9 protein-coding genes are annotated in these 16,906 nt (G+C 38.5%); 7 read left to right on the top strand and 2 right to left on the bottom strand.

Annotated elements, in window-relative coordinates; translation table 11 throughout:
* Window positions 1–26: 26 nt before the first annotated feature.
* The 4 genes from arsJ (at window position 27) to parC (ending at window position 6,972) form a co-directional block, all read left to right on the top strand.
* Entirely contained in the window at window positions 27–1,265 is a 1,239-nt protein-coding gene (gene arsJ, locus HRT55_RS07700) for an organoarsenical effux MFS transporter ArsJ (RefSeq protein WP_291620138.1), read from the top strand.
* Between the two features lie 95 nt (window positions 1,266–1,360).
* Window positions 1,361–3,268: a tetratricopeptide repeat-containing diguanylate cyclase gene (locus HRT55_RS07705; RefSeq protein WP_291620140.1), complete on the top strand. Its 1,908-nt coding sequence runs from the start codon at window positions 1,361–1,363 to the stop codon at window positions 3,266–3,268.
* Window positions 3,268–4,569, top strand: coding sequence for a GGDEF domain-containing protein (locus HRT55_RS07710; protein ID WP_291620142.1), 1,302 nt, complete (start codon window positions 3,268–3,270; stop codon window positions 4,567–4,569). Before HRT55_RS07705 ends, HRT55_RS07710 begins: the two co-directional genes overlap by 1 nt.
* Before the next feature lie 96 nt (window positions 4,570–4,665).
* Complete coding sequence (gene parC, locus HRT55_RS07715) at window positions 4,666–6,972, top strand: DNA topoisomerase IV subunit A (protein WP_291620143.1); 2,307 nt, start codon at window positions 4,666–4,668, stop codon at window positions 6,970–6,972.
* A gap of 229 nt (window positions 6,973–7,201) precedes the next feature.
* On the opposite strand, the gene HRT55_RS07720 is transcribed toward parC, so the two are convergent.
* On the bottom strand, window positions 7,202–9,406 hold the full coding sequence (locus HRT55_RS07720; RefSeq protein WP_291620145.1) for a winged helix-turn-helix domain-containing protein: 2,205 nt from the start codon (window positions 9,404–9,406) through the stop codon (window positions 7,202–7,204).
* 571 nt (window positions 9,407–9,977) lie between these two features.
* Here HRT55_RS07720 and HRT55_RS07725 point away from each other — a divergent pair.
* Window positions 9,978–13,028 carry a TonB-dependent siderophore receptor gene (locus HRT55_RS07725; protein WP_291620463.1) on the top strand — a complete coding sequence of 1,017 codons (3,051 nt, stop codon included), beginning with the start codon at window positions 9,978–9,980 and terminating at the stop codon, window positions 13,026–13,028.
* A 147-nt stretch (window positions 13,029–13,175) separates the two neighbouring features.
* Window positions 13,176–14,333: a metallophosphoesterase gene (locus HRT55_RS07730; RefSeq protein WP_291620147.1), complete on the top strand. Its 1,158-nt coding sequence runs from the start codon at window positions 13,176–13,178 to the stop codon at window positions 14,331–14,333.
* Window positions 14,334–14,665: 332 nt separating this feature from the next.
* On the opposite strand, the gene HRT55_RS07735 is transcribed toward HRT55_RS07730, so the two are convergent.
* Window positions 14,666–15,391: a YebC/PmpR family DNA-binding transcriptional regulator gene (locus HRT55_RS07735; RefSeq protein WP_291620149.1), complete on the bottom strand. Its 726-nt coding sequence runs from the start codon at window positions 15,389–15,391 to the stop codon at window positions 14,666–14,668.
* Between the two features lie 519 nt (window positions 15,392–15,910).
* Between HRT55_RS07735 and HRT55_RS07740 the strand changes: the two genes are divergently transcribed.
* The gene (locus HRT55_RS07740; RefSeq protein WP_291620151.1) at window positions 15,911–16,777 is read left to right on the top strand and encodes an N-formylglutamate amidohydrolase; all 867 of its coding nucleotides are present in this window, start codon (window positions 15,911–15,913) and stop codon (window positions 16,775–16,777) included.
* The last annotated feature ends 129 nt before the right edge of the window (window positions 16,778–16,906 follow it).

A 16,906-nucleotide genomic window follows, 5' to 3' on the forward strand; every position in this document is an offset into this window, starting at 1 on the left:
AAACCCTAGCCTTAGCGAGTAATAGCTTGTTTTCATTAAGTTCACTGTTTCCATCAGTAAAGTTGTCTGCACCGGTAAAAAAATACCTAGTGATCACTGCTAACTATTGGGCCTTTACCTTAACCGATGGCGCGTTGCGCATGTTGGTATTGCTGTATTTTTATCAATTAGGTTATAGCCCATTAGCGCTAGCTAGCTTATTTATTCTTTATGAAGTTTTTGGCGTTATTACTAACCTTGTTGGTGGCTGGTTGGGGGCTCGTATTGGCTTAAATAAAACCATGTTCATTGGTTTAGTGATACAGGTATTCGCTTTATCAATGTTGGCAGTGCCAAGTGAGTACTTAAGTATTGCCTACGTCATGTTTGCGCAAGCATTGTCGGGCATTGCTAAAGATCTCAATAAAATGAGTGCTAAGTCGAGTATTAAGTTATTAGTCACAGGTCTAGATAGCGAGCAAGGGCAAAGTAAGCTTTTTAAGTGGGTGGCTTTACTGACAGGCTCCAAAAACACCTTAAAAGGTGTCGGTTATTTTCTTGGCGGTTTATTGTTGGCTCTTTTGGGCTTTCAAAACTCACTATTACTGATGGCTGTTACCTTAGCAATTGTTGCTTTAAGTACTTATCCTTTGCTGCGTGGTGATATAGGTAAAACCCGTTATAAAGCTAAATTCAGTCAGTTATTCTCAAACAATGCACCGTTAAATTATTTATCTGCAGCGCGTTTATGTCTGTTTGCTGGTCGTGATGTTTGGTTTGTTATTGCATTACCTGTTTATTTGGTAAGCCAATTGCAATGGCAACACCAAGGCGTCGGCACTTTTCTTGCCAGTTGGATTATATTTTATGGCATCATTCAAGCGAACGCGCCCAAGTTGCTTTGCTTGTTATCTAGTAAGAGGGAAAGAAACAGTTATCAACAAACAGGGTTTTGGTCGGTATTACTGGCACTGGTAACCTTACTTTTATCTGTCGCTATTTACCTTTTTCCGCAGAGTAATAACGTACTCATTTCAGGCTTATTTATATTTGCTGCAGCCTTTGCTATAAATTCATCCTTACATAGTTATCTTATTATCAGCCTTGCTAGAGATGAAGGTGTGTCTATGGATGTCGGTTTCTATTATATGGCTAATGCCATGGGCCGGCTGCTAGGAACCGTTCTCTCAGGTGTTATATTTCAGCAGTTTGGCTTAACAGCCTGTATGTTTATTGCCTTTATATTCATGTTACTCGCCAGTTACTTTGTGCGAAAAGTAGCGTAAAAAGTCAAAGATTACGGTTTAACTCTTAGAGTAAATCGTTTTATACTGCCTTATCCGATCAAGTCGTTTTGCTTTATTTAAGGAACTACAGTTTGTTGTGTTTTGCTAAAAAAATTGCTCAAGCAATACAAATTGTTATCAGTATTAGCTGCCTGTTATTCCCCGTGGTTAGTGTCAGTCAAACAAGAGTGGATCTTAAGCAATTTAACCAAGTAGCTGAGCAAGTTGAAGAGTTGAAAAAAACTGACTTGTCACTCTCCCTCAAACAACTCATGATTTATGAAGACTCACTGAGTGCACTGACCATAGAGCAAAATTTATTATATTTTAAACTGCTTAGTGAAATACAAATAGAGCAGAACAAATATACTAGGGCTATGAAAACGGCCAATCAGGGCTTAACCATAGCGAAAAGGCTGTCGAGCCCCAGTATTTTAATTAGCGAACTTTTGTATTTAAAGGGCTTTGCTTTTGAGAACTTAGGCAAGATTACTCAAGCAGCTAAAGAATATAAAAAAGGTTTAGAAGTTGCAGAGTCTTTACATGACAAAGTACAAGTTGCTCTAGGTCTTATTAATTTAGGTGCTATAGCTTATCTCACTAATGACTATAAGCGCTCTTTAGTCTTGCTTAACGACGCCTATAATATTGCCGGACAAACCGATGATGAAGATCTGAAAGGTACGGTAAATAGTGAGCTTGGTATTGTCTATTCTTATTTACGGCAAGAAAAGCAGTCAATGGCCTATTACCAGCAGTCATATTCTCACTTTAAAAAAGCGGGCTTACTCTTAGCTGCACAAAACAGCTTGTATAATATTGCCATTATGCATACCTATAAAAAAGATTATCAGCAAGCGATAACTGTTTTCAATACTATAATTGCCGAATCAAATAAAGATAGCCCAAGCGAAAGGATGTTTATCGTTTATTCGGGCATGGCTTGGGCACACTTAAAAAAAGCAGACAGTAATCCTGATGCTGCCTATCAATACTTAATGATGGCTAAGCAGTATTTGCAATTAACCGAGCGGTTCGATTATCAGTTACAGTTTTATTATGATCAGGCTTATGTTTTATTTAAATTGGACCGTTTTGATGATGTTTTGCTCAGCATAGCTAAAGTAGAGAAAGTAGTCGCTAATCATCAGCAGTTGTCACAAATTAAACAACGAAACTATGTCAATATTATTGACCTAAAAGCTCGTGTATATAATAAGCAAAAAAAATTCAAACAGGCCTATAAAAGCCAATCTCAAGTGATCGCTTTAACCGATAAATTGTATGAAAATGAAGATGTTCTTTCTATTGCTCAAGTACGTCTAAGGCTTGAAGGAGAGCAGGCTGATAAACAAAATAAAATTTTACATAATGAACAAGATCTTTATGACGAAAACTTACGCGAAGCTAAGTTAGAAAATGAAGAGCAGCGCTTGTACCTTATTGTCAGTGCCCTGATTACTTTAGCATTTGCTTGGATACTGGTTAAACTGCTGCAAAGTCAACATAAGCTTAAAGTAGCCGCTAATATCGATGCCCTTACGGGAGTGGCTAATAGACGAAGTTTAATGAAGCAAGCTCAACAGGCTTTTAAGTTGGCTCAAGCAAAGCCGAGCCATTTAAGTATTATGATGATAGATGTCGACCACTTTAAAGACATTAATGACTCTTTAGGTCATAGCTCAGGCGATAAAGTGTTAGCGAAAGTTGCTAATCTTGGCGCGAAAATGATGCGGAAAAGTGATATGTTTGGTCGCTTTGGAGGTGAGGAGTTTATGGTCTGCTTACCAAAAACAACGCTGAAATCAGCATTAGAGGTAAGTGAGCGTATTCGCTTAGGGGTTAATCAACACGTTTGGGCGTTTAATAAACTTGAAAAAGTCACGGTAAGTATTGGTGTTGCAACTTTTTCAGGTGATGATGACTTAATTAGTTTGATAAAGCGAGCCGATGAACAGCTTTATCAAGCCAAGGCATCAGGAAGAAATAAGGTTTGTGGCTAATGAAAATGATCAATCCAAGTTTGCTAATTATCTTACTAATGCCGCTACTTTTGCCATCTTTTAGTCTAGCAAAAGAGTCCCCTAGTGCCTTGGTCGTTGCAGAGCCCCAAGATAATAAAAATAAATTATTACATTTAGCTGCAGTAAGTGTATTGCCAATAAATGCCGAACTACTGGCTTTAATGACACAGCTTAGGCAAACGAGTATCGATAGTGAGAAAATTGAACTAGCACTTACTCGACTAAGCTTTGCTAAAGCAACACTTAATGTTGCAGAGCAATACTTACTGTTAGTTACACAGGCATTATTAAAAAACAAGGCCACGGATAAGGGGAACGACCGTGAAAATAGCCGCGATATTATTGTACTTTTAGAGCAGGCTACTAAGTTATCGGCACAAATTTTTGAGCCGCAATTGCACCAGCCAAACTTTTTACAATTACATTTAATATTAGCCGAGAATTATGCACAACAAGGTCAATTTGATTTAGCTTACCTCGAGAAAAAAGCCTATTTAAAAAAATACCATAGCTATCGTAAAGAGAAGCGCTTAGCAATGATAGCGTCTTTAGAGCAATCGTTTGAAGTGAACGATAAAAAGGCCAGCAACAGCTTGTTGGCAAGTCAAAATCAATTAAAAGTTCGTCGTGTTGCTGAAGTACAAGATCAAAAAGCCACCCAGCAGTATAATTTCACCTTAATTATCAGTACCGCTATCGTTTTTATGCTGCTTTTTTTTAGGCAGTTAAGAATACGTAACAAGTTAATTCGATTGACCCGAACAGATGCCTTAACTGGCTTAGGGAATCGCAGTGCCTTATTTGAACATGGTGAACATATGGTAGCTAGTTTTGCTTCGCAACCAGAAGAGTTATCGGTGTTATTGTTGGACCTAGATCATTTCAAAAAAATTAATGATAACTTTGGTCATCATGCTGGCGATAAAACACTTAAGGTCATCTCACAACTGGTAAAAGAAACCATGCGTTCAAGAGATGTATTTTATCGTTTAGGTGGTGAGGAATTCGTCGCGATATTACCATTTGCTGATTGTAACAAAGCGAAAGCGATAGCTATGCGTATTAATGAAAAAATAGCACAGCATGACTTCTCATCGTTAATTCTGCAGAGCAAGGTGACTGTCAGTATTGGTGTGGCAACCATGGCGCCTAATCAATTGACCTTTGAGCAAGTATTACACTGTGCTGACTTGGCAATGTATCAAGCGAAAGAGCTAGGTCGAAATAGTGTTGTTTGTTATCAGAACATCGCCCAAGCACAAGAAAGACGGGATAATTAACTGTTTTGTTACCTTAGCTATTTTTTATAAGGTCATAATCAGATAAGCTATAACTTTATAAAATAACTAAATTTGTACGATCAGGAAAATCATTTCATGTCAGATGCGCTCGAATATAGCCTTGATGGAGTAGAACAAGTTCCATTAAGGCGGTTTACTGAAGAAGCTTATTTAAACTATTCCATGTACGTTATTATGGATCGCGCCTTGCCACATATTGGTGATGGCTTAAAGCCCGTACAAAGACGCATAGTTTATGCAATGTCTGAGCTTGGTTTATCTGCGACGGCTAAATATAAAAAATCAGCACGTACCGTTGGTGATGTACTAGGTAAATTTCACCCACACGGTGATAGCGCCTGTTATGAAGCCATGGTATTAATGGCGCAACCTTTCTCGTATCGCTATCCTTTAGTTGATGGTCAAGGTAACTGGGGCGCACCCGATGATCCTAAATCTTTTGCCGCCATGCGTTATACCGAGTCGCGCTTATCAAAGTTTAGTGAAGTATTACTGGCGGAATTAGGGCAAGGCACTGTTGATTGGCAGCCAAACTTTGATGGCACCATGAAAGAGCCAATTACCCTACCAGCTCGTTTACCACATATTCTACTGAACGGCATTACCGGTATTGCCGTGGGTATGGCAACGGATATTCCGCCACACAATGTCCGTGAAGTGGCTGATGCTTGTGTGCACTTAATTGAAAACCCTAAAGCAGAAGTCAGTGACTTACTTGAGTTTGTGAAAGGACCTGATTATCCAACAGATGCTGAGATTATCACGCCAAAAGCTGATATTGAAAAAATTTATCAAACCGGTCGCGGCAGTATTAGAATGCGCGCTGTCTATGATGTTGAACACGGTGATATTATTATTACCGCACTGCCACATCAAGCCTCTGGCGGTAAAATATTAGAACAAATTGCTGGGCAAATGACGGCGAAAAAACTGCCTATGGTAGCTGATCTTCGTGATGAGTCTGATCATGAAAACCCAGTTCGCTTGGTAATAATGCCACGTTCAAATCGTGTCGATATAGAACAGTTAATGCAGCATTTATTTGCCAGTACCGATTTAGAAAAAAGCTATCGCGTCAATATCAACATGATAGGCCTAGATAACCGTCCAGCAGTTAAAAACTTATTAGTCATTTTATCTGAATGGTTGGAGTTTCGTCGTGAAACCGTGCGTCGACGCTTGCAGTATCGTTTAGATAAAGTATTAGCACGTTTACATATTCTTGATGGTTTACTGGTTGCTTATTTAAATATTGATGAAGTAATTGAGATCATCCGTGGTTTTGATGATCCTAAAGCAGAATTAATGTCGCGTTTTTCTTTATCAGAAACTCAAGCGCACTCTATTTTAGAAATTAAACTGCGTCAACTTGCCAAGCTTGAAGAATTCAAAATTCGCGCCGAGCAAGATGAATTACATATTGAGCAAGAATACTTAGAGAAAATCCTTAATTCAAAAGCGCGCATGAGCACACTAATGAAAAAAGAAATTCTTGCTGCAGCTATTGAATACGGCGATGATCGTCGCTCTAGAATAGTCGAGCGTACTGAATCAAAAGCACTTACTGAAAAAGATTTAGTGCCAAGTGAGTCGGTTACTGTTGTGGTATCTGATAAAGGTTGGGCACGCTGCGCTAAAGGCCATGATATTGATCCAACCAGCTTAAGTTATAAAGCGGGTGATGGTTATTTATGCTCCTCAAAAGGGCGCAGTAATCGTCCTGTGGTATTTATCGGCTCTGATGGCCGGGCATTCACCACTGACGCCCATACTTTACCGACGGCTCGCTCTCAAGGCGAACCGCTTACCGGTCGTTTTAATTTGACCACAGGGCGAACATTTGTGCATAGCATAATGTCAGATGACGAGGCAAAGTACTTATTAGTCAGTGATGCTGGTTATGGCTTTGTTACTAGCTTTGCCGATATGGTTAGTCGCAATAAAAATGGTAAGGCACTGATTAGCTTACCTGAAGCCGCTAAAGTAATGGTGCCGCAATTAATTAGTAATATTGATAGTGATTACTGTCTAACAATTACTAGCGAAGGGCGCATGCTGGTTTTTCCAGTACAAAACTTACCGATACTCAGTAAAGGTAAAGGTAACAAGATTATTAATATACCTTCTGCCCGTGCAAAAACGAGAGAAGAGTTTGTTAGTTTACTGAGTATTATTCCACAAGGGGCTGCGATTACCTTGCATGCGGGTAAACGGAAACTTACCCTTAAGGCTAGCGATATTGAGCACTATATGGGTGAGCGTGGTCGTCGTGGTAATAAGTTGCCTCGAGGTTTACAGCGTGTTTCACAAATAGATATTGAGCCTGCTGGCGTCAATAATGTCGGTGAAGATGTTGCTGAAACACCCCAAGCAAGTGAATAAAGTTTTTACTTGTTAATAACAATTAATGTCTCATTGTAATGATGAAATAAAAAAGGCCAACAAATGTGAAATTTGTTGGCCTTTTTTATGTTGAGCTAATACCAGTTTCATTAAGTTTTTGATCTTGTTGTGCACAGAAAAAATAAATCAAAGCAAGGCGCTCGATTGACCAATAGCGGGCTATTGGGATTGAGAGCAACACCGCCTTGGAGTATTTTATCCCGCACAACTAAAACAGTTTTTTGCTAGCAACCATGTTGATATTAGCTTGAGGAAAACTGCTGCTGGTGTAGAGCAAGCGATCTTTTGTAGCAACATAGGTAAGACTATCATTTTTAGATATGGAGTTTAACGGTAACCTCACTAGCGGCGTTTTGATTTTTTCTTCAATATCGTAGGATATCAATTGATAGTGATCATCAAAGGTTTTTTGATAATAAACATGACCTTTTTCATAAGTCCAAGCGTATAAGGTATTAAATATACTCCCTTTAATAACTCTATGACCAGCTTGCACATCATTGATGTTTTTTTGCCATAAACCTTTCTTCAGTTTGGTATAAAGTAAAGTGTCAGCTGATATCATTACTCCATATCGGCCACCATCGACAGTTAGGCGCTTAGTACTGGCATCACTAATACTAATGCTATAAATATCGGTATGATGATTACCATAAATGGCCGAGATAATTTGATTGTCATCCATGGACCAATTTGGACGATTATGCTGGTTAAAGGGACTTTTGAGTAATGTAACCCGCTCATTTTTCATAGAGTATATATATATACCATCGCCTCTATCTTCAGATAATGGCGCTAAAAAGGCCACCATTTCACCGTTATGTGACCATTTAGGATAACGCAGTGTTTGTTTTAAATTGGTTAACTGTTTACGCGCGCTACCATCGGGTTTGGCTGACCAAAGCTCATCAAAGCCAGATTCATTTGAAGAAAATACCACTAAATCATTGATTGCACTGTAATCAGGTGATTCATAAGTGAAGTTCGATTGTAGAACAGGGAATGGGCTACTGGCTATGGCATCATTAAGCTGCAAGCTAGAAAGTGAAGAACTCTCTATGCGTTCTTGGTAATACAGCTGCTGTGATTCTTTGGCAATACTGGGGTAGCTAAAGCCAGTTAGGTTTAATGCTTGCTTTACTCTACTTTGAATATCGATAACAAAGCCAAAGCGATTATCAGCGCGTTGCGCTGCAAAGACTAACTTTTGGCTATCGCCTAACCAAGACATACCAACAATATCTTCTTCATCATAAGTAAGTTGTTCTGTCTCTTTAGTTGCTAGATTAATGAGATAGATATTTTCACTTAAGCGGTTTATTCTTCTAGAAACAGCCATGTATTTACCGTTGGAAGAAAAAGACATATCCCTATCTTTATAAGTACAATCACTATCACAAGAGAAACGTGTCATGGCAAAGTTTTTTGACGATAAATCAATAAAGTAGATTCCAGTTCTTTTAGCAAACACGCCCTTGTTATAGACAGCGAGAGTCTGGTCATCAGGGGATATATCAAGGTAATAATAAACCCCTTGCATTGGGCAAGTGGCTAGTTGCGTTTCTTGCTGGCTAGAGACTTTTAATTGAATGTAATAACAGCTGTTGTTCGCTTTATCTTTACGAGCAAAATACAAATATTGGCCATTGTTACTCCAAACACTATGCATCTCAATAGCATTATCAAAGGTTAATTGCTTAGGCGGCAATTCAACTTGATGGGTATCTTTCATAAACAAATTGGTTGGTTTATTAGTTGATACTTGGCTGTAGACCAAAAAACGACCATCCGGTGACGGAGAAGGAAACAGCTCACTGCCGGGATGTTTAGTGATGGCGGTAATTTTAATATCGTCGTCATCGGAAAATTGCTGAATATAAAGCAGCACTAACAAGCTGAGGATTAAAGTCACCAGTACATGGGTACTGCTTATATTAAACACTTTACTCTTATTAGCAGTATGCTCAGCGGAATTCACTGCTTGCGGATTACTTACTATACTTTGTGTTTGGTATACCGGAATATCAGCTGAATTTTCAATGGCGCTATCAACGGAGTAATTTATTGAACTTGCTAGTAGTTCAGGGCTAACTTGCCATTGCGGCTCTGGCATTAACTGATAGCCAGCTTTTCGAATGGTCTTAATTATTTCTTCGTCGTCAGCGCAGCTGAGTTTTTTACGTAAATGCCAGATAGCATTAGTTAAGCTTTTTTCACCAACATAACTATCTTGGCCCCAGATGTGATCAATAAGTTCATCTCTTGGCACAACCCGACCATGGTGCTCTGCTAAATAAAATAATACTTCAATAAATTTTGGCTGTAATGACTGCTTATCAAAGCCATCGGCTTGAATGGAGAATTCTGCAGGTGTTACCTGATATTGATTAATCTTAAATGGTTTATTACGCATGATTTGGATTATGTATTGCTTTAAGTAGTCTAATTTTTTGACTTTATCGTCGCTGCTACTTGTCCTTGTAGTTACCTTAACAACCCCTCCTTAGGCTAATTTAATGCTAACAAAATTATCAAAGCTAAGTAACTTGTTTATCCAAATATTATCTAATTTGTAGTCATTATGTTTTTGATTATCTAAAAGTTGAGTGATGTGGTTTTTAAGTGTGACTTTTGTAACCTTATGTTTTCATGGTTTTATTTTCGTGTTTTTTGGTAATAGATATTAAATCGATGTACAAATGATTTTCTATAGATTGTATATGTAGACGTAGTTACTTAAAACAGAGAAAAGCTTAATTTGTTCTACGTTTTATTAACACAAAGTTACTTGAAACCAAGATGTTTGCTTTTGTGAGTTTTGCTTATGACCTGATCTGTCAATACACGTTTGTAAGTAGCTCAACTATTACTAACAGCAGTAAAATTCTCTGCTATTAGCGGTAAACCTAAATATAAAAAATATAAAAATAATATTAAAAATATAAATAACAAAACTTAAACAAAAACATTAAGAGAGATGAATGATGAATAAAAGTCCAATCACCATCGCAATTCAAACTGCTATATATACTGCCATTGCTGGTTCAGCATTAGCATTTGCACCAGCAACCTTTGCTGCTGACGCTGAAAATGCAGTTGCTAAACCTGTTGCCAAAACAGCATCGGCTGAAGAAACAAAAAAAGTCGAAGCTGATGAGAAAATAATCGTGACTGGTTCACGTTTACGTCGTGACAGTTTTAGTGTGGCCACGCCTTTAGCAACAATGGATAGAGAAGCCATTGAAGATGCAGGTATTGGTTCATTAGCCGATATATTAATTGATGAATTGCCACAACTTGCTGAAGGTTTTAGTAACTCAAATTCACAATCAAGTGTCTCAGGCACTGGACTTTCAACGGTTGACTTACGAAACTTAGGCACAAATCGTACCTTAACGCTTATTGATGGTCGACGTACTGTTTCAAATAGCTATTCAGGTAATTATATCAGTTTATCAACCATTCCTTCAGGTATGGTTCAAAGCGTTGAAGTTATCACAGGTGGTGCATCAGCTGCTTATGGCTCAGATGCAATTGCCGGTGTAGTTAACATTATCACCCAGAAAGATAAAGAAGGTTTCTCTTTCAAAGCTCGTGGCGGTGAAAGTACAGAAGGTGGCGCTAAAGAGTTAGGTCTTGATTTAGACTTCGGTTCTTCATTTAATGATGACCGCGGTTATATGTTTTTCAGTACTTCTTATGATAAAGATTGGGGGCTAACTTTTGATGATAGAGACCGCGCTCAACAACAAGACTCATGGGATTATGATGAAGAGCTAATGTGTAACTTAATGCAGACTGAAGATGGCGATCAGTGTATGCGTGATATCACCAAAGCTGACTGGCGTAGTCTTAGTGACTCAATCCCCGGTGGTGTTTTTGATGAGTCAAGTAGCACTAAGGATAATGCAGGTTATTGGTACAATAGCGATGGTTATCAAGGTGATACCTGGAAAGAAGAACGTGACGGTATCAATACCAATCAATTTGTCATGCTTAAAGTGCCAGATGAAAAAGCTTCAGCAGCAATTAAGGTTGATTATGATTTAACTGATGATGTGATGTTCTATGGGCAGCTACAATACAGTTATAACCGTTCAATCAACCATAAAGCGCCAGAGAGTGAAGATGAGTGTGACAAAATCGTAACTCGTGATCTTGATACTGGTGAGTTTGGTGAAGATTGTATTGGTCGTATTCCAGCAAATAATCCGTATATGCATCCTGAAATAGCTGATCAAGCTAGTTCTAAAGGGGTAAAGTGGGATCGTAACTTTGCTGAAGTAGGTAATATTATCAATGATAATACCCGTACTACGATTCGTTCATGGGCTGGCTTACAAGGCACTATGTTTGATGGCGATTGGGATTGGGATTTATCTGCAGGTTACGGTAAGTTTAATCAAGAGCAAGTTCGCTCGAATGAACTTTATGTTGCTAATGTTCGTAATGCCTTAGATGTGGTTAGTGATGGTAACGGTGGTTATCAATGTGCTGATGCTGATGCCATGGCTGCTGGTTGTGTACCGCTAAATATGTTTGGCGAAGGCTCTATTTCTCCTGAAGCGGCTGATTATATCCGCGCTAACCCTGAAATTAATACCGAGATTGAACAAGTTAATGTGCTTGGTTACATTGCTGGTGATTTATTTGAAATGCCTGCTGGCAAGGTATCATCAGTATTTGGTTTTGAATACCGTAAAGATTCACAAGATGTAAGTACTAACGTGCCAGAGGGTGGTGTGACTTTTAACTATGTACCAGATTTTAAAGGTGCTATCAGTGTTTCTGAAGTTTTTGCTGAAGCTGCTTTCCCACTATTAAGAGATGTTGTTGGTGCTAAAAGCTTAACCGCTGAAGTATCGGGACGTATTGGCCAATATGACCTTGATAATGTTGATGTAGTCCAAAGTTATAAAATTGGTTTAGTATGGGAAGCTATTGAAGGTTACGCCTTCCGTGCTAACTGGTCAACTGCACAGCGTGCACCAACCATTACTGAGGCTATGTCGCCACCACGTGGTGATTATGACTCGTTTGATGACATTTGTGATGGCGTTACTGCAACGTCTGCAGGTAGAGCAGACGATAACTGTCGTAAAGATGCCGGTGTAATGGCTACTATTAATGCCGACGGTGTATTTGAAGATGACAACAATGGTTATTCACCAAACGTAGGTAACCCTGACTTATTTGAAGAAACGGCTGAAACCTTTACTCTAGGTCTTACTATGGCACCAGCCTTTTTAGAAGACTTTAGGTTAGCTATTGATTACTATGATATTTCAATTGAAGATGCAATAACTTCATTTGGTAATGAAGATATTCTAGAGTTTTGTTATGACTCATCTTTAGAATACGGCGATGATAACTCTTTCTGTAATGATGTAAGTCGTGACCCGGATGGACAAATTACCGGTGTAATGCAACGTGTTTATAACCAAGATGAAATCCGTACTAGTGGTGTTGATGTGGCCGCGGCATACAGCTTAGATTTAGATACTTATGGTCGTTTTAAGTTTAAACTAGACTGGGTACACGTACTTAGTCATGAAGAAACCAAGACTGCACCTGATGGCCAATATACCATTGATTATACTGGTTCATTGTCTGAAGGTATTTTCGAAGACAAAGTAACCGCATCAACTACTTGGTATAAAGATGGCTGGCGCGTACGTTGGAGCATGAAGTATAAAAGTGGTGTAAATTCTAGCCAGTCTCGTAATGAAGACTTCTATGGCACCGATGGTATCTTTGCTACCTACGAAGCTAACTGTGCCGCCGATGCAAGTGCATGTGTAGATAATCCTGAAGCACCTTACCAATTAGCTTTACCTTCATACGTAAGAAATGATGTCTCAGTATCTTACACTATGGATATTGCAAGTGAAGGTGACCTACGCTTATTTGGTGGTGTTAATAACATCTTCGATAATAATGGTCCGTTCATCCTAGGTGGTAAAGGTAACTATGATAGTCAATACGGTGGTGGTAAAGGCCGTTTCATCTATGCGGGTGCTGAAATCAGCTTTTAAACTTAATATATTAAGCTAACTGTTATGGAGGCTAGCTAAGCTAGCCTCCATTTTTAATTCTCACACGGAAGTGGTTTTCTTCTCTAGTAAGACGTTTCCTGCAGTACCTTATCCTTTACCTTGTTTACCTCATTTTCCGGAGTTTCTATGTTTATTCTCACTTGCATTGCTAAGCGTTTAACCGCTATTTCATCCATATTACTTTTAGCAACGAGTGCTTCAACTTTTGCTTTGCCTCCTTCTACTAATGTATCCGATGAGAAAGCAAAAGCTGACGCATTAGCGCCAGTAAATGATGGTCCCTATGTTTTTGTTAATGAACAGCAACAACTTGAATCTTACTGGCTGTGCCAAGGGGGAGTGCTAACACAAACCACTAAAATGGTTAATTTTCCTCTGTCGGTATCTGCTTGTAATATGCCAGCAGCGATACATGCTTTAAGCAGTATTGAAAATAAAGTGCTTGAATTTTCTGGTGATTATCCTGTCGCCGCCTTAAGTGATTTTCACGGTAAATATGACTTAATGATTGAGCTATTAACCAATAACAATATTATCGATGAAGATAAAAACTGGGCTTTTGGCGAAGGTCACTTTGTCATTACCGGTGATATTTTTGACCGCGGTGATAAGGTCACCGAAATATTATGGTTTTTATATGATTTAGAGCAGCAGGCACAAAAAGCCGGTGGTGATATTCACCTTACTTTAGGCAATCATGAGGTTATGGTACTTAATGGTGACTTACGTTACTTACACCCTAAATATATTGAAACAGCTAAACAGTTAAATAAGCCATTTGAAAAACTATTTACCAAAGATAGCATTATCGGTAGCTGGTTACGTAGCAAGCCGGTATTAGTAAAAGTAAATAATATGCTATTTGCCCATGGTGGCTTTCATCCAAGTTTAGCCACAGAAAAACGCACTTTAGTGGAAATTAATACTGTCTTTAAAGATAGTATGATTAAGGCTGAGCTTGATAAACCACGTGAAGGCTGGGCAAAGTACTTGCACAAAACCAATGGCCCTATTTGGTATCGTGGTTACTTTTCTGCTGATCGCGGTAAAGATGGTGGCGCAACATCTACTGAAATTGACTTGTTACTTAAGCATTTTGATGTCGAACATCTCATTGTCGGTCACACCTCACAAAAACAAATAGAGACACGCTATCAAGGTCGCGTAATTGCTATAGATTCAAGTATCAAACGTGGTAACTATGGTGAGATATTATTTATAGAAAACGGTAAAAAATGGCGTGGCAGCTTAAGTGGTAAAGTATTACCACTTTACCATCAATAATGTAGTCAATGACTGTGGACAAATTGAAACCGTAAGCCTATACGATAAAGGTCGTATGAACGCTATAGATTCAAGTATTAAACATGATGATTATGGTAGTAAAGTACGGTGATATGTATTTATTGAAAACGGTAAAAAATGGCGTGGTAGTTTAAGTGGTAAAGTGCTGCCGCTTTATCATCAATAAGGCATCAATAAGGTATTAGTAAATACGCCTTGATTAGGTGTTACCTATGTCATACAAACTAAAAAGCCAATATCATTGATGATATTGGCTTTTTGGCTTTAGCTAAGGTAACAGTAGCTAAAGCAGTTAGTCGTAGCTATAGAGTTTAAGCTTTAAGTTCAGCATTATGATAAACGTTTTGCACGTCATCACAATCATCTAACATGGCAATAAACTTCTCAAAGTTTGCTAAGTCTTCTTCACCTTCTACATCAATGTAGTTTTGTGGAACCCAAGTGATTTCTTCAACTTCTAGCTCAAACTCTGGCATAGAGTTAGCAAATTCAGTTTTGATTTTGAAAAACTCAGTATGAGGGGCATATACGGTAATAATGCCGTCTTCTAATTCAACGTCACTTATATCAATATCGGCCATCATTAGGTTTTCTAATACAGTTTCATCATCTTCACCTTTAAAAGCAAAAACAGCTTGATGATCAAACATATGAGAAACAGTACCTGATGAACCAATTTTTGCATTACTTTTAGAAAAACATTGGCGAACATCTTTGATGGTACGGTTACCGTTATCGGTTAAACAGTCAATAATTACCATGCAGTTACCTGGGCCAAAGCCTTCGTAACGTGCTTCAACGAAATCTTCACCGCCAGCACCAGAAGCTTTCTTAATCGCATTTTCAATTACGTGAGTAGGAACTTGGTCTTTCTTGGCGCGGTCAATTAAGCCACGTAAAGTAAGGTTACCATCGGGATCAATACCACCATTTTTAGCACAAACGTAAATTGCTTTACCGTACTTAGAGTAAACTTTAGTTTTGGCCCCAGCGGTTTTGGCCATAGATAATTTGCGGTTTTGGTAAGCTCTGCCCATCTCAATGTCTTCTTTTATGTTCGAAAAATATAATGCGTTAGATTCTACCAGCCTCAATGGTAGCTTGACTAGTGTTCTTACGGAAAATAGCAAAATACAGCCTTTACTCGTGGGGCTATGATCTAGCTGGTCTTTATTATTAAGTTACCGCAGATGTTTAATAATCAAAATATTATTCATAGCTACAATAATCAGCTAATGCAGTGCTTACTTAAACAAGTCCGTAACTAACAATTATATCTGCCAGTAAGTTATACCAGTTTCATTAAGTTTGTGATCTTGTTGTGCATAGGGAAAATATATCAGGGCAAGGCGCTCGATTGAGTAATAGCTGGCTATTGGGATTGAGAGCAATGCAGATATGGCGTATTTTAACCAGCACAAGTGAGCAATAATTTAGTGACATTGGTATTAGCAGTGAGCTGGAATTACAGTTAATAGCATTAAGTTACCTGACTTTGAAGTATTATTAAGCTTATGATATAACCGTATTTACCATCTAGCTTAGGGAGTTCGATTGTGACTGAGCAACTAACAGAACAATTAGCAGAGCATTTAACAGAACAAGAAATTATTAATAAGATTAGCCAGCGACAATGTTTTAAAGCGACTATTGACGGTGGCGCATTTACATTGAAAATTGAGCGCTATACTCCTGCAATGTCAGCAGCAATTCATGATGGCGGAAATTTCCGCGCAGAATTAGCAGATAACTGTTTGTTGGAAAAAGCAGATCGTTATTATGAAGAAGATCCTTATACCGGTAGTTTTATTAGTAAGCAAGCCATCACTTTAATCGCCCACGACTCGCGTTATGAATATGACTTAAATCGTAATACTGATGAATGTGTCTATGAAACTGCTTGGGGCAAAGAAATATGGAAAACACCACTCAGTGAAGAGATGATTAGCAAAAATAAGGCAAAACATGCGCAGTTTTATCGTATTGTTGCGGCTGTAGTTGAAGCCTTAGTGGAAGATTTTGCTCAATGTGTTGTTTATGATAATCACTCTTATAACTTCAAGCGCCATGAGAGAACAGATCTACCTGTAATTAACGTCGGCACAACTTCTGTTAAAGGTGAGCAATGGCGACCGATTATTGATAGCTGGCTAAGTGCGCTACAAGGCATGAAAGTTGACGGTACTGACATTACTGCCGCAGAAAATGATATTTTTTATGGTAAAGGCCGTTTAGCGGGTTTTTGCCATAGTCGCTATGACAATGTTTTAGTGCTGGCGACGGAAGCGAAAAAAGTCTTTATGGATGAACTCACCGGCCAAGCTGATGATGTGGTATTACCCTCACTACAGCGTGTTTATAACGAGACTGTTGCTCAACATACTCAGTGGTATATCAACAACTACCATAAAAACTCAGGTTAATAGTAACTAAAGAGGATTTAGCCTAGCGAAATTTTATAATAAGACTATTGCTCAAGCATGATCAACATAGCCAGTGGTATATCAATAACTACCATAAAAACTCAGGTTAATAGTAACTAAAGAGGATTT

The organism is Colwellia sp. (assembly GCF_013214175.1).
Taxonomy (GTDB): Bacteria; Pseudomonadota; Gammaproteobacteria; order Enterobacterales; family Alteromonadaceae; genus Colwellia.

Excerpts from the sequence above, each read along its gene's own strand:
- HRT55_RS07710 (WP_291620142.1), top strand. The coding sequence starts at position 3,268 with ATGAAAATGATCAATCCAAGTTTGCTAATTATCTTACTAATGCCGCTA.
- HRT55_RS07730 (WP_291620147.1), top strand. The coding sequence starts at position 13,176 with ATGTTTATTCTCACTTGCATTGCTAAGCGTTTAACCGCTATTTCATCC.
- parC (WP_291620143.1), top strand. The coding sequence starts at position 4,666 with ATGTCAGATGCGCTCGAATATAGCCTTGATGGAGTAGAACAAGTTCCA.
- HRT55_RS07735 (WP_291620149.1), bottom strand. The coding sequence starts at position 15,391 with ATGGGCAGAGCTTACCAAAACCGCAAATTATCTATGGCCAAAACCGCT.
- HRT55_RS07725 (WP_291620463.1), top strand. The coding sequence starts at position 9,978 with ATGAATAAAAGTCCAATCACCATCGCAATTCAAACTGCTATATATACT.
- HRT55_RS07720 (WP_291620145.1), bottom strand. The coding sequence starts at position 9,406 with ATGCGTAATAAACCATTTAAGATTAATCAATATCAGGTAACACCTGCA.